Origin of the sequence: Paenibacillus sp. 7523-1, assembly GCF_002276415.1 — a bacterium.
Classification (GTDB): domain Bacteria; phylum Bacillota; class Bacilli; order Paenibacillales; family Paenibacillaceae; genus Paenibacillus; species Paenibacillus illinoisensis_A.
Genome location: NZ_NPBR01000007.1, coordinates 1 through 12,528 on the forward strand (window position 1 = coordinate 1; position 12,528 = coordinate 12,528).

General features: G+C 47.8%; 13 protein-coding genes and 1 riboswitch. Of the genes, 3 read left to right on the plus strand and 10 right to left on the minus strand.

All coding sequences use genetic code 11. The features are described 5' to 3' along the window. The first annotated feature begins 360 nt into the window (after positions 1-360). Positions 361-492, plus strand: a riboswitch (cyclic di-AMP (ydaO/yuaA leader). 5 nt (positions 493-497) lie between these two features. Next, a complete protein-coding gene (locus CHH60_RS08460) occupies positions 498-962 on the plus strand; it encodes a C40 family peptidase (protein WP_095358829.1) in 465 nt (154 codons plus the stop codon). Between the two features lie 79 nt (positions 963-1,041). On the opposite strand, the gene CHH60_RS08465 is transcribed toward CHH60_RS08460, so the two are convergent. From CHH60_RS08465 to CHH60_RS08480, 4 genes are all read right to left on the minus strand, one after another. After that, positions 1,042-1,371: a carboxymuconolactone decarboxylase family protein gene (locus CHH60_RS08465; RefSeq protein ID WP_095358830.1), complete on the minus strand. Its 330-nt coding sequence runs from the start codon at positions 1,369-1,371 to the stop codon at positions 1,042-1,044. Positions 1,372-1,500: 129 nt separating this feature from the next. Further along, positions 1,501-1,716, minus strand: a complete 216-nt coding sequence (locus CHH60_RS08470) for a hypothetical protein (protein WP_095358831.1) — start codon at positions 1,714-1,716, stop codon at positions 1,501-1,503. Between the two features lie 118 nt (positions 1,717-1,834). After that, positions 1,835-2,164 carry a hypothetical protein gene (locus CHH60_RS08475; protein WP_095287969.1) on the minus strand — a complete coding sequence of 110 codons (330 nt, stop codon included), beginning with the start codon at positions 2,162-2,164 and terminating at the stop codon, positions 1,835-1,837. A 96-nt stretch (positions 2,165-2,260) separates the two neighbouring features. Then, positions 2,261-2,842, minus strand: coding sequence for a xanthine phosphoribosyltransferase (locus tag CHH60_RS08480; protein ID WP_095358832.1), 582 nt, complete (start codon positions 2,840-2,842; stop codon positions 2,261-2,263). A gap of 205 nt (positions 2,843-3,047) precedes the next feature. On the opposite strand from CHH60_RS08480, the gene CHH60_RS08485 reads away from it, so the two are divergent. Then, the gene (locus CHH60_RS08485) at positions 3,048-4,106 is read left to right on the plus strand and encodes a YkvI family membrane protein (RefSeq protein ID WP_095358833.1); all 1,059 of its coding nucleotides are present in this window, start codon (positions 3,048-3,050) and stop codon (positions 4,104-4,106) included. 108 nt (positions 4,107-4,214) lie between these two features. Here CHH60_RS08485 and CHH60_RS08490 read toward each other — a convergent pair whose 3' ends face one another. Then, the gene (locus tag CHH60_RS08490) at positions 4,215-5,345 is read right to left on the minus strand and encodes a glycosyltransferase family 4 protein (protein ID WP_095358834.1); all 1,131 of its coding nucleotides are present in this window, start codon (positions 5,343-5,345) and stop codon (positions 4,215-4,217) included. Between the two features lie 191 nt (positions 5,346-5,536). Between CHH60_RS08490 and CHH60_RS08495 the strand changes: the two genes are divergently transcribed. Beyond that, positions 5,537-6,931 carry an RsmF rRNA methyltransferase first C-terminal domain-containing protein gene (locus CHH60_RS08495; RefSeq protein ID WP_095358835.1) on the plus strand — a complete coding sequence of 465 codons (1,395 nt, stop codon included), beginning with the start codon at positions 5,537-5,539 and terminating at the stop codon, positions 6,929-6,931. 115 nt (positions 6,932-7,046) lie between these two features. On the opposite strand, the gene CHH60_RS08500 is transcribed toward CHH60_RS08495, so the two are convergent. From CHH60_RS08500 to CHH60_RS08520, 5 genes are all read right to left on the minus strand, one after another. Further along, entirely contained in the window at positions 7,047-7,592 is a 546-nt protein-coding gene (locus tag CHH60_RS08500; RefSeq protein ID WP_095358836.1) for a GNAT family N-acetyltransferase, read from the minus strand. A gap of 101 nt (positions 7,593-7,693) precedes the next feature. Continuing rightward, the gene (locus CHH60_RS08505) at positions 7,694-8,761 is read right to left on the minus strand and encodes a hypothetical protein (RefSeq protein WP_095358837.1); all 1,068 of its coding nucleotides are present in this window, start codon (positions 8,759-8,761) and stop codon (positions 7,694-7,696) included. Positions 8,762-8,862: 101 nt separating this feature from the next. After that, positions 8,863-9,666 carry a Cof-type HAD-IIB family hydrolase gene (locus CHH60_RS08510; protein WP_095358838.1) on the minus strand — a complete coding sequence of 268 codons (804 nt, stop codon included), beginning with the start codon at positions 9,664-9,666 and terminating at the stop codon, positions 8,863-8,865. Between the two features lie 269 nt (positions 9,667-9,935). Then, positions 9,936-10,682: a pseudouridine synthase gene (locus CHH60_RS08515; protein WP_095358839.1), complete on the minus strand. Its 747-nt coding sequence runs from the start codon at positions 10,680-10,682 to the stop codon at positions 9,936-9,938. After that, positions 10,679-12,334 carry an RsmB/NOP family class I SAM-dependent RNA methyltransferase gene (locus CHH60_RS08520; RefSeq protein WP_095358840.1) on the minus strand — a complete coding sequence of 552 codons (1,656 nt, stop codon included), beginning with the start codon at positions 12,332-12,334 and terminating at the stop codon, positions 10,679-10,681. The genes CHH60_RS08515 and CHH60_RS08520 overlap by 4 nt, the downstream gene beginning before the upstream one ends. Positions 12,335-12,528 lie beyond the last annotated feature (194 nt).

The window sequence follows — 12,528 nt, forward strand, 5'->3', positions numbered from 1 at the left end:
ATATGGCATATCTCCGAGATAATCTATCGCGGCGACAAGAAATAATATATCATGTGAAATTTAACGTGTCAACAGTTAAATGATTAGTATAAGACTACGATAACCGAAACTTATAAAATCTGGTCGAAACCTGCCTTTCCCTGTTGAGAATGAACCTTGCTCTACTCTACTACTCCAATTTACTTATTTGTCCAATTTATGTGCTGATGAAACACAAATTACGTTTTTGTCATCATAAATAAACATGGAGAACTACTACTTTCCACAAAAAGTCTTGAATTCCGTTAACATTGCAGGAGGAAGAAAGGTTTGACAATTACGCATTTATGCAATATAGTTTCAAAAGGTTACAAAATATTAATTATTCATTTGCCGAGTTTCATGTTTGAAAACGGGGGAACCATTTTGGGTGAATTATTCTTATACATAGGAAATATAGGGAACCTTCTACCGAACCCTTAGCTAACTCCGTAGGCATCGAAGGGAGAACATTGATTTTGAAAAAACTGATCATTTCTATTTTTGGCGCAGCCGTTCTATTTACATCTGGTGCAGCAAGCACTGAGGCGAGCAGTATTAACACCGTCGTTAACAACATGACTGGAATACCTTACAAGTGGGGCGGCACAACGCTGGCCGGGTTTGATTGCTCTGGATTTATGAGATATATCTTCAAAAAATATAGCATTGAATTGCCACGCACTTCACAGCAACAGGCCAAGGCGGGTACTCCGGTATCCAAAGCCAATCTGCGTACAGGTGACATGGTATTCTTCAACACTTCAGGTAGCGGCATTTCGCATACGGGCGTATACATCGGGGGCGGACAATTCGCTCATGCTTCCAGCAGTAAAGGTGTTAGCATCACCAAAATGTCGAATCCATACTTCAGTGACCGTTATGTAACAGCACGCCGGGTGACTGGACAGTTCATGTATAACAAGATGCTTGGAAAAATATAAGTTGGACAAAAAACAGGCTCTGGATCATTCCAGAGCCTGTTTTGCTGTCTTGTTATTCAGACTCACTTGCAGGAAAAACCTAGTGCAATGCTTTTTGCACACGCATTGCACCTTGAGACAGCGCGTGACCGCCGCCTACCGCTCCGGCTACCGCAACGGTCTCCATAATCTCCTGATCGGTTGCGCCCTTCGCACGGGCCTCTTCTACATGGTAAAACGTGCATACTTCGTTATTGGCAAACAATCCAATGCCGAGGGCAATCAGCTGCTTGGTTTTGGCATCAATGGCACCTGACTGGAAACATTCACCCGTAAATTCGTGATACGCTTTGACTACGCCAGGCAATACATCGCTTAATTCTCCAATCTGATCCTTGTAGGCATGTACCTTATCATTCATCAATGTCATGGCTACCTGCACATCCTCTCGGCTGATAAGTTTACGAATTCTCGCTGTACCTATCTTCTCTCTCGAGTGGCGGAATTATGCCAAACCCTCCATGGTAATTCCATGCATCCGTCTCCAGAGCGGCTCTATTCATTCAGCCGGACTTTGGCGCGGTTCGCTAAAGAGCTGATAGCGATAACTACGGTCCAGCTTGACCACACGTCTGTTCTGGCGACGGATAAGCACCTGTTCCCCATCCCATGCAACAACAATCCCTGTTACATCGTTGGATTCCAAACCATCCCGTACCACTCTTACTTTTTCACCCGATAAACGCAGTGCATCCAGTTCTGCATCACTAATCATGTCTATGGCTCCTATGTTCCAAAATAATTTACAAAAAGAGACCTAAATGAAGAGTCATTTAGGTCTCACGTGACTGTATTGGACTGTTATGTCATTCGAAAAATATCCCGACTGAAAGTTACCGCTGCGCGTGCTCTTTGCTGTCGTTCTTCTCGAACCAAAAATCAAGCACTTTGGCGGACATCACACGTTCTTCAAGGTACTCCACTTGATGTGGTGTAAATTGTTCTTTCCAAGCGAAGGACAACTCTTCACACAAGCCTACAATAGTCAGCAACTCTGACCAGGCAACATAGCGTTTGTACCAGAAAAATTGAGGATGTTCAATCATATAGGGATAAAGGTCATCAAATTCCGTATGTTTACAATCCAGGGCACGTTCAAAATGAACTTTCGACTCCGCCAGCTTTTCAATAAAAAATTGTTCTGATGCCGGTTGGTTCCCCATGGTGTTGCCTCCTCTCCCTAACATAACCCCATTATAAATGAAATCCGCGGTCATGCAAAGGCATTGTTCAAAAAATAGGCTTTTTCCTTTAAACTGTCACATTTGGTTATCGTCAAATTGCACGGTTCCATCATTCAGTGAACGAATGCGAACCAAGGCTTCCACCGGGATGCCCTGCTCACGAATCGTACGTGCACCGGCCTGAAAACATTTCTCGACCACGACACCGAATCCGACGAGCTCCGCCCCTGAACGTTCAATGATCTTAATGACACCGCGAGCTGCATCTCCGTTGGCGATAATATCGTCTATAAACAAAATACGGTCATTCTCATGAATATATTCGCGGGATACCATAATATCGGTTACGATCCCTTTGGTAAAGGAAGGTACACGTTCACAGTAGGCATCGGGATCTGCCAGAAGTGTCTTTTTTCGACGGGCAAAAACGAGCGGCACCCCAAGTTCATGTGCTGCGGCAAAAGCAACTGGAATCCCTGAAGACTCCACCGTTATGACCCGTGTCACTCCACTTTCACGAAAGCGAGCAGCAAACTCGCGGCCCATCTCCATTGTCAGTGCAGGATCAATCTGGTGATTCAATAATCCGTCCAGCTTCAGCACCTGATCCGAGATGACTACGCCTTCTTGTAATATTCGTTGTTTTAATACTTCCATCATTCGACCTCCCAAGCCTATCCTATGAGGTAAAAGTATCATAGATGAGGCTGTCAGTTCAAGCGAAATCGGCTTTCCTCCATCATTGACCGATTCTGGGAACACAAAGCTTTCTTTCAATTGTCATGAGTTACCAGGGTCAAGCATACCTTGTACCATGGTACCCGCATGTCCAAACTATTATGGGGCCTGAGAGGGGAAACGCATGAAACAGGCATTCCGGGTGCTGCAGATCGCATTTACATACATCGGAACGGTTGTAGGAGCAGGCTTCGCAACAGGGCAGGAAATATTGCAGTTTTTTACCCAGTATGGCAAATGGGCCACCATCACCATTGGCTTATCGACCATACTATTTGTCTGGCTGGGCACCAAAATGATGCTCATCGCCCATGATACCGGCTCCCGCTCTTACGAGGACCTGAACAAGCACCTATTCGGCCAAAAGGCTGGAAAGTGGATTACCTGGATAACGCTTCTGATACTTATTGGTGTAAACAGTGTAATGCTCGCCGGAGCAGGCTCTGTCTTCGTGGAGCATCTTGGACTGCATTACCAGACTGGTTTGATTATTACGATAGTGGGAACGTACCTGCTTCTTGGACGAGGCATCAAAGCCATATTGCAAATGAATAGCATTGTGGTTCCGATGATGCTCCTGTTGTCCATTCTCATGATTACAAGCACCATACACCATCCCGGTGCCTTACGGTTCGTTACACTGACTACGGATACCAATCCTATAAAGGTGTGGCTGTCTCCACTATTGTATTCATCCTTCAATCTGGTACTGGCCCAAGCTGTTTTAGTGCCGGTAGGCAATCAAATCCGTGATCGTAATGTCCTGAAATGGGGCGGTGTACTCGGCGGAATCGGCGTAGGCTTCATGCTGTTAGCCGCCCATTTCGCCATGTCAGCCCAGATGCCAGGTATCATGCAGTTCGAAATTCCGATGGGGAGCATCGCCTTCCAACTTGGATGGGCTGTGCAATCTGTGTATGTAACTCTGATCTTCATGGAAATATTCACAACATTCGTCGCAGATATCTTTGGTATGACTCTTCAGCTTGGTCAGCACTTACAAGTGCCCCCTAGATTAATTACATTAACCATTATGATGCTGTGCTACTCACTCAGCCAGTTTGGATTCAGTTCTCTCCTATCCATTCTCTATCCGATCTTCGGCAGCCTTGCCCTAGTCTGGGCCGGAAGATTGGTGATTGACCGTTGGGGAAGCTTTCGCACGAGACATAAAAACTTGTAAGTTATACTGTCTTCCAAAATGTATTACATTTCAATGCCATATTCTCGCAAGCAAAAAGCCGCTGTTCTCCAGCGGCTTCTTCTGTTTATTTTATTTTCAGGGATGAATCTAGACTTTGCTGGCGTACTGCAGGTACAGCTTTTTCAGTTCATTAACCGATCTGCCCAAAGAATAGTGTGTTTTGGCCTTCTCACACGCGGAGCGTGCAAGTTCGTAACGATACGAAGGATCCAGCATAACTTTCTCCAACGCCTCAGCAAGTGCCGAAGGATCCTCAGGGGGAACGAGCAGCCCGTTGCTGCCGTTCTCGATCTGTTCAGGAATTCCACCCACGTCCGTACCAATAAGTGCAAGACAACTCAGTGCTGCCTCGGCAAACACGGAACCAAACGCCTCTGCCCTGGAAGGAAGTACAAATATATCGAAAAATGGCATGAACTCTTCCGGATGCAGGGTGTATCCATAAAAAATAGTCTCGTTATAGATACCCAAACGCTGAGCCAGCTCTTCCAAATCAGGTCGAATCGGACCATCCCCGATAATATGTAAAACATAGTCATGTCCTCGACCTTTGAGCTCCGCACAGGCTTTGAACAAAATATCCAGTCCTTTGGCCGGGACAAGCCGGCATACCGTAACCAGTTGCGGGATCGCATTATCATGAGGAATAGGTTTAAAACGTTTCTCATCAAATCCGTTCGGAATAATGCCAATGACGTCAGGCTGTTTCACGTAAGGAGTTAAATACTGCCGAAAAGATTCGGAGACGGTTAACAACTGCTCTGCCTGATGCTCCAGCTCGCCATAAATGGCACTCAAAAACTGATGATCCAGACCGCCTGGCTCAATTCGTCCATTTAATATCAACTCACGCTCATAACTGGAGTGAATGGTTTGAATGAGCGGTGTATCTGGAAATACACTTTTCATGGCAAGACCTGCAATGGGATGGTGAGCATGAATTAAATCATAAGGCTTCTGAATGCGCAGCTTCGTCCACCATAAATAATCACGGTACGTCTGCATATATTTTTGGACGACAGGACTTTCCTGATACTTGGTCCAATCGAACGTTTCGAACTGCACGTCCTCCCTGCCCTTGTTGCGAATTCGCTTCGGCAGCGAGAACAAGTCCATCTCCCACCTCGGGGACGTAAACCTCTCCTGCATATACGGAATCATAGAGGATACACCTCCGGGCTGCTCCGGAGGAAAGAAAAGCGCCTGCAGCAATTTCACCGTTAGTTACCCCCTTTCTAGCTTCAGTCTTTCAGTACATCTTCAATCATGATATATTAGAACGTATGTTTCAGTAAAGAAATAACTGTTTATTCCTCAGCATTTTAACAACAACGTTGCAGCTTGCAGACCCTGAGGGTTATCCGGGAAGGGTCATGCGGACAAGCTAATGAAAAGGAGAGCAACAAGACATGAGCAAGCCTTCACTCCCTGAGTCGTATATACATCATATTCGGGAAATGCTCGGCTCAGAAGCAGAAGCATTTATTGACAGCTATGATCAGCCTCGTGTACAGGGGTTGCGTATTAACTCCCTTAAAGCTACACCAGAGCTAAAAAAACAGGTGATAGAGCAGTTTAACCTGACCAAGGTTCCCTGGTGCGAGACGGGATACTACTACCAATCGAATGAGCGTCCTGGCAAACATGTGTATCATGCTGCAGGACTGTACTATATTCAGGAGCCCTCTGCGATGTCAGCGGTGGAAATGCTGAACCCACAACCGGGTGAGATTATTTTGGATCTCGCGGCTGCACCAGGCGGCAAAACAACCCACATTGCCTCACTCATGGAAGACCAGGGGCTACTCGTTTCCAATGAAATTCATCCGGCCAGAGCCAAAATCTTGGCAGAGAACGTAGAGCGAATGGGACTCTCTTCCGTCGTTGTTACAAGTGCAGCGCCGGGAGAATTGTCGGCCCGCTTTCCTGCAGCCTTTGACCGGATTATGCTGGATGCCCCTTGCTCTGGCGAAGGTATGTTCCGCAAAGATCCGGATGCGGTCACCGAGTGGAGCGATGATCTGGTCACACTGTGTGTGAACAGACAATGGGACATTTTGCAGGATGCCTATATCATGCTTAAACCGGGCGGGACTTTGGCTTATTCCACTTGCACCTTCAATCAGGAAGAGAATGAAGGCATGATGGAACGTTTCGTTACCGCTTATCCAGATCTGACTCTTGTACGGACTGAACGAATCTGGCCTCACCTAGCCCAGGGCGAGGGACACTTTGTAGCTGTAATAACCAAAGCAGCATCCCAAGCTCATGCATCCCAAGAGCTGGAAGAACCACCTCGCAAACGCAAAGATAAAAGAGGAAGAAATCCACGTCAAACGGCGTCATCCAAAGAAGTGGAATCTGCGTGGAATGCTTATCTGGCCTGGAGTTCTGACCATACAGACACGGTAGCTAACGGAACCGGCAGACCTCTGCTTTTTGGTGAAGCTTTGTATGTATTGCCAGAGCGGGCTGCCCAGCTGCTGACCGATGATCGGTTAAACGGATTGAAGCTGCCCCGTCCAGGGCTTCATGTCGGTGACTGGAAAAAAGGGCGCTTCGAGCCTGCTCATGCACTCGCGCTGGCTCTGGGACAACAGGAGGCTGTTAACATACAGCATGCAGCACTAGATGCAGAGACCAGCCAAGTGGCGGCATATCTTCGCGGTGAGAGCCTTCCTGCCGAAAGCGGACTTACCGGATGGACTCTTGTGACTTTCAACGGGCTCCCACTGGGGTGGGGCAAAGCCAGTGCAGGACAGCTAAAGAACCGTCTGCCTAAAGGCCTTAGACGCATGCAATAGACTAGCCCTATCACGACTCAAAGCCGGTGAGCATTAGTGCTCCCGGCTTTATTTTCCGTTCATTAATGGAGTTAACAGGTTGATGAAATAAAATGACCTGTTTTTAAAGATATATTTAGGATTGAAATGGCTTCTCAAACGTACTATACCCATTCATTTTCCCTACAAAGGTATATCCGTTCCGCGGGTAAAATTCATTCAACCTCTCATTGTCACCCACACAATCCAATCGCATGACGTGTTTGTTGTCGAATTGGATTCCACTGCTGGACCAACTCAAAATGTCCCGACCCAGTCCGGTACGGGCGTACTTTCTCCGAATGGCCAAACGATGCAAATAAACGGCGCCATCCGCTTGATGTGCTTTCGGTCCCCATAGCTCGAAATCCCAAGCACTTGGCTGCTGCATCAGAATAACCATCCCTGCAACTTCATTGTCTTTCTTGAAGACAAACACATCACCCCGGCGAATGGCCCCTGCTGTATCGTGGGAATCTTCACCTTTCAAAAGCGCACTCCACTGGGAAGATCCCTGGCTGCGCAACCATTCGGCTGTCTCCCTAAGCAAGGATAGTACATCTTCCGTGTCTTCCGGCTGAGCCTGCATCGCTCTGAAATCATCGTTAATATATTCTGTAATGATTTTAAATGAGTGCTTCATGGTTCTCCTCCAATTCCAGATCTCTTTAGAACTATTGGAACTATACCCGGAAATGAATTTTTCGTCAAAACAAATCAAAAAAGGTAAAAGGCCTAAGCCTCTTACCCGTCGATCTTCGCTTCATCTATAATCTGGTTCCGGTAAAGCATGGTAAGGTGCAATGTGTCGAATTCAAGGTCCTTGTCCAGTTCCTGAAGCAGCACCTCAACCAGATCCCGCCGCTGTGCACTGGTTCCGGGTACCTGGTAATCCATATAGCCCGTCAGGTCGGCATGAGATGTATCAATGGTTGCTGTCCCCACAGGCAATCCGCCACGTTCTTGCAGAAATAGCTCATAGACCCTGAATTCACGGTCCTTGCGAACCAGCATGACATAACAGGAATCCTCTGCTTCGTCCATCTCGTCTTCAGAATCATCCCAGTCCTCGTATTCGGTAAACTCCTCTTCCTCCGAGTCATCCACAAAGTCGCGGTGTACCCACTCCATGGATTCCAGCTCATTCCCCTGATGCCACATGCGAAGAGTAATCGTGTCGATCACTTCTTCGTCGAGTTCTCTTACGAGTAGCTCTGCTGCAGCATCGAGCTGGCTCTCGAGAGGCACCTCATACCAGTGTATCTCGCCTTGAATGTCGGCTCCATATTGTTTCAATGAGGCCTCTGCCAGCTCAGTCCCGTCAGCATCGTTAAACACATAGGTCGATATGCTTCGTCCGGCGGTTACCAGCTCCATTTCCAGCACATGTTCCCGATCTTCATATGTAAAAGCTTCATCTGCTGCATCCGGAATTACGCGTGAATCATCATCCACATCCATCTGATCCAAGTATCCATCAGCCTCATAGTGCATATCATCCGACTGACGCTCTGGATCAAAGTCCAGGTTTTGCAGAACGGAATGCAATGTGCCACAGCTGACCAGCACTTCATAATAGATCGCCTCCACTGCATCCGTAAGTGATCGGATATATGCATGAACCTGATCAATGATGTGCTTTTCCTCATCCGCTGAAACCAATTCCCGTTCCATCTGAAGACTGCCAGACAAACGGTCTCCTTCTCTATATACCAGCAGAAGTGAACCCGCGTATTGATCATTCACCATTATATCGAGCACTTCACCACCTGATGTACGCAGATCCGGAATCAGCTCCACTTTCTGTTTCATGTGCCTGTCCTCCTCCATTTCTAATGGTATTCTCATAGGTTACCCATGAGGCCAGTAGATTATGAAGCAGGAGCCTTTGAAAATGAAAAATGTGGTTGTCATTAGACAGCTAGGACGTGTTTTTGGATAGCATGCGCAACACCCTGCTCGTTATTGGAGAGTGTCACTTCATCCGCAGCAGCCTTCACCTCTTCCGGCGAGTTGTCCATTGCGATCCCTTTGCCTGCATAAGTCAGCATCGTGATATCATTGTAATAGTTGCCAATTGCCAAAATTTCGGAAGGTACAATACCTTTGGATTCGGCCAGTCTCTTCAGCGCCGCTCCCTTGGAGGCTTCCGGGTGCATCAGATCAATGAAAAAGTCTCCGCTGCGAGTCATGTAGTAAGGGAGATTCCAAGTTCCCCATTCCTGCTGAACCTTGTCCATCTGCTCTATTGGGCCAAACGCGGTGAATTTGGCAAGTGGTTCTGACAGGTCTGCCCACTGCGGCAGCTTTAAAGGCTCCATCATGAAGTTGTTGTACATCTCCCGAACCTGTAATTCCAATCCTTCCGGCTGATCCACATATAATCCAAATGCCGTGTTAATGTCAAAATGCACATCATTTGTACGGCAATACGTGACAAAGGGCTCTAGTCCCTGACCATCCATGGCAAATCTGTGCACAATTTCACGGCTCTCCACTTCGGCCGTTACGGCTCCGTTATGTGTAATCACATATCCGTCAAGCCCCATTCGCTTCATAAAAGGAATGGTGTTGGCTGGGCCTCTGCCCGAACACAGAACGATCTCGGCTCCCTGCTGGGAAGCACGGATTAGAATCTCTTGGGTCCATTCGGTAAGCTCATGATGATCATTAAGCAGTGTGCCATCTACGTCAAGCGCAATTAATTTGATTGTCATCGGGTCTTCACTCCTCAACTGTTAAGGTAATCGCACCCTCCCAAACCCTCCCTTCCGAGGGAGGGCCCCAGAGGGCTCTGCCCTCTGGACTCCCGTCTGTTGATCGGCGTTTGGTAGGTTCTTGCTATGTGACGGTAGGTGTGGGAGCGCTTGTCTGCCTGGATCTCCGCTTATCGCGAAATCCAGGCCAAGCTTAAGGGCGACCATTGCGGGCAGGGCTTCGCCTTCTGCCCGGGGCTCCCTGCTCCGCTCCGCGAAGGGCGGGAGCTTTACTTACGCAGACAGGCCAGCTCGTCTGCGGTTAGTTCGCGGTATCTGCCGATCGGAAGCTCCGTATCCAGCTGCAGGTCGCCCATGGCTACCCTTTTCAGATAAACCACTCGTTTGCCTACAGCCTGGAACATCCGTTTTACCTGATGGAATTTACCCTCGTGGATAATAAGAGAGATCGAAGAGATCACTCCCTCCTCCGTCTCCTCATGATGAAGCACGGTCAATTCGGCTGGCATGGCTTCATAACCGTCATCCAGCTGTAAGCCCGCCTTGAAAAGTTGAACATCCTCATCATCCACTTTCCCCAGTACACGGGCTTCGTATGTTTTCGGTACATGCTTGCGTGGAGATAACAGATCATGCGCAAGCGGACCGTCATTCGTCAGAATGAGCAATCCCTCTGTATCTTTATCCAACCGTCCTACGGGGAACGGATCGAATACCCGGTCCTCCTTACGCAGAAGATCCAGAACTGTTTTATCCCTGGCGTCTTCCGTTGCCGACACAACACCCGGAGGTTTATGCAGCATTAAATAAATCGTTTCACGGTAAACGATACGCTCTCCATCGGCTTCAATGACATTGGTCTCTGGATTCACCTGCATCCCACTATCCTTCACGGCTTTGCCATCGACAAAAATTCTGCCCTGCTTTACCATTTTCTTGAGTTCACTCCGGGTGCCTACACCCATGTGACTTAATATTTTGTCGAGACGCTGTGTTTTCTTTCCTTTGTCACTCATACCGATGTCCACCTCCAGCCAGCAGGGTACTCATTTTTCAGCACGCCATCCAGCCATTTCCCCCAACCAAGAGCATATCCATCCACGCATACCAGCGCGTAACCTTTGGCTGCTGCTCCAGACTTGCACTCGACGCGCGCTTCTTCGATATTCAGCGTTTCGCCCTTCAGGTACCTTACCGCTTCTCCACTTGCAGAAGCTAAGTTTATAACCCTTCTCGCCTCAGAGCTGTTCAACGCACATGCCAGTGGATGAGACGGGACAAACCTTCCGTTCTTTACGGTACCCATAAACCATCCGGGCCGGATCACTTTGAGCCCTTCCAGACGCGATGCGCCAACAGACGATTGATATACACGGTCACCGTAAAATACCGTTTCCCCAAGAAGCTCAATTTCCAGATGCTCTTCAATGAATTGTTGATACACGGTCCCTGGGTCAATGTTCACCTGATCAGTTCCTCGACCTTTTCCACGATTGGACTTACGCGCATCACGCTCGTTGTTTCTTCCGGCTTTCCCCTCATTTTTACCGCCTCGAGCTGGTCTGTCATTCCGTTCTCTCGATTCAGTTCTCATCAATCGTTCACGTTTTCGGTCCGCTTTGCTGAGCGGCTGAGTTACAGCAATCCCTTGATCCTCGTCGATCTTGGATACAGTCTCCTTCTCATCCTCAACGCTGCTGATCTGCTCTGTAGAAGTCTCAGAACGATGCTGCAACACAGCTACATAATGCCCTTCGCCTTCCAACAAGTGAGGCCACAATCTTGCTGTACCACGTGTCTGATCCAGTACAGCGCCTGTTTTTTCTGCCGTTTCAGGCAGCATCTGGCGTACCCAATCCGGTCTTCCTGGAGCGAATCCGGCCGTTTCCGGAATATCATGAACAGTGAAGTCTGGGTTGAGATTTAGAAATTCGGCGATCATGGCTTCATTTTCCTCCGGCGCAAACGTACACGTGGAATATACGATCGTTCCTCCCGGAGCGAGCAGCTTCGCAGCTGTCTCCAGAATATCTCGCTGCATTAGCACACACTTCTCTACCGAATGATGCTCCCATGACTTAACCATGTCTTCATCTTTTCGGAACATTCCCTCTCCTGAACAAGGAGCATCAATGAGTACCTTATTAAAATAATGCGGAAATGCACCGGCAATCCGTTCCGGAGACTCATTCAGGACAACAGCATTTCGCACACCGTACAACTCCACGTTTTTGGCAAGTGCTTTGGTCCGTTCGGAATGAATATCATTGGTAACCAGCACACCCTTACCCTGCAGCTTTGCTGCGATCTGGGTAGACTTACCGCCAGGTGCTGCACACAAATCGAGTACATGATCCCCTGGCTGAACGTCAAGCAGCTCCACCGGAGCCATCGCGCTTGGTTCCTGAATATAATATAGACCTGCATGATAGTACGGATGTAGACCTGGCTTCACGCCATGTGGCACATAAAAGCCCGTCCCGCACCACGGAATGGGCCGCAAATCAAAAGGAGCCAATTCATCAAATTGCTCCATCGATATTTTTAACGTATTCACTCGAAGTCCCGCATGCGGAGACTGTTCATATGATTTCATAAATTGTTCAAACTCATCTCCGAGCAAGTTTTCCATGCGCTCGGCGAAGATTGAAGGTAGCTGTACAGCCATATTCACTCATCCTGTCCTGTTAAAATGCATATTGTTCTATGTTATCATATCCCGGTGCAGCTTTCCTATTGATTCACTGCATATTCCACTACAGCGTGTAATGTTGTATAATGACAAGTAGGTTGATTCTCGTGCAAAAAACGGGTGTTTATGTATATTATCCCAACCTTTATTTTTGCCAAAACTATATTTTG

Coding starts and splice junctions, on each gene's coding strand:
- CHH60_RS08475 (WP_095287969.1), bottom strand. CDS start 2,164: ATGGGGAACCAACCGGCATCAGAACAATTTTTTATTGAAAAGCTGGCG.
- CHH60_RS08485 (WP_095358833.1), top strand. CDS start 3,048: ATGAAACAGGCATTCCGGGTGCTGCAGATCGCATTTACATACATCGGA.
- CHH60_RS08495 (WP_095358835.1), top strand. CDS start 5,537: ATGAGCAAGCCTTCACTCCCTGAGTCGTATATACATCATATTCGGGAA.
- CHH60_RS08465 (WP_095358830.1), bottom strand. CDS start 1,371: ATGACATTGATGAATGATAAGGTACATGCCTACAAGGATCAGATTGGA.
- CHH60_RS08510 (WP_095358838.1), bottom strand. CDS start 9,666: ATGACAATCAAATTAATTGCGCTTGACGTAGATGGCACACTGCTTAAT.
- CHH60_RS08520 (WP_095358840.1), bottom strand. CDS start 12,334: ATGGCTGTACAGCTACCTTCAATCTTCGCCGAGCGCATGGAAAACTTG.
- CHH60_RS08505 (WP_095358837.1), bottom strand. CDS start 8,761: ATGAAACAGAAAGTGGAGCTGATTCCGGATCTGCGTACATCAGGTGGT.
- CHH60_RS08480 (WP_095358832.1), bottom strand. CDS start 2,842: ATGGAAGTATTAAAACAACGAATATTACAAGAAGGCGTAGTCATCTCG.
- CHH60_RS08500 (WP_095358836.1), bottom strand. CDS start 7,592: ATGAAGCACTCATTTAAAATCATTACAGAATATATTAACGATGATTTC.
- CHH60_RS08515 (WP_095358839.1), bottom strand. CDS start 10,682: ATGAGTGACAAAGGAAAGAAAACACAGCGTCTCGACAAAATATTAAGT.
- CHH60_RS08470 (WP_095358831.1), bottom strand. CDS start 1,716: ATGATTAGTGATGCAGAACTGGATGCACTGCGTTTATCGGGTGAAAAA.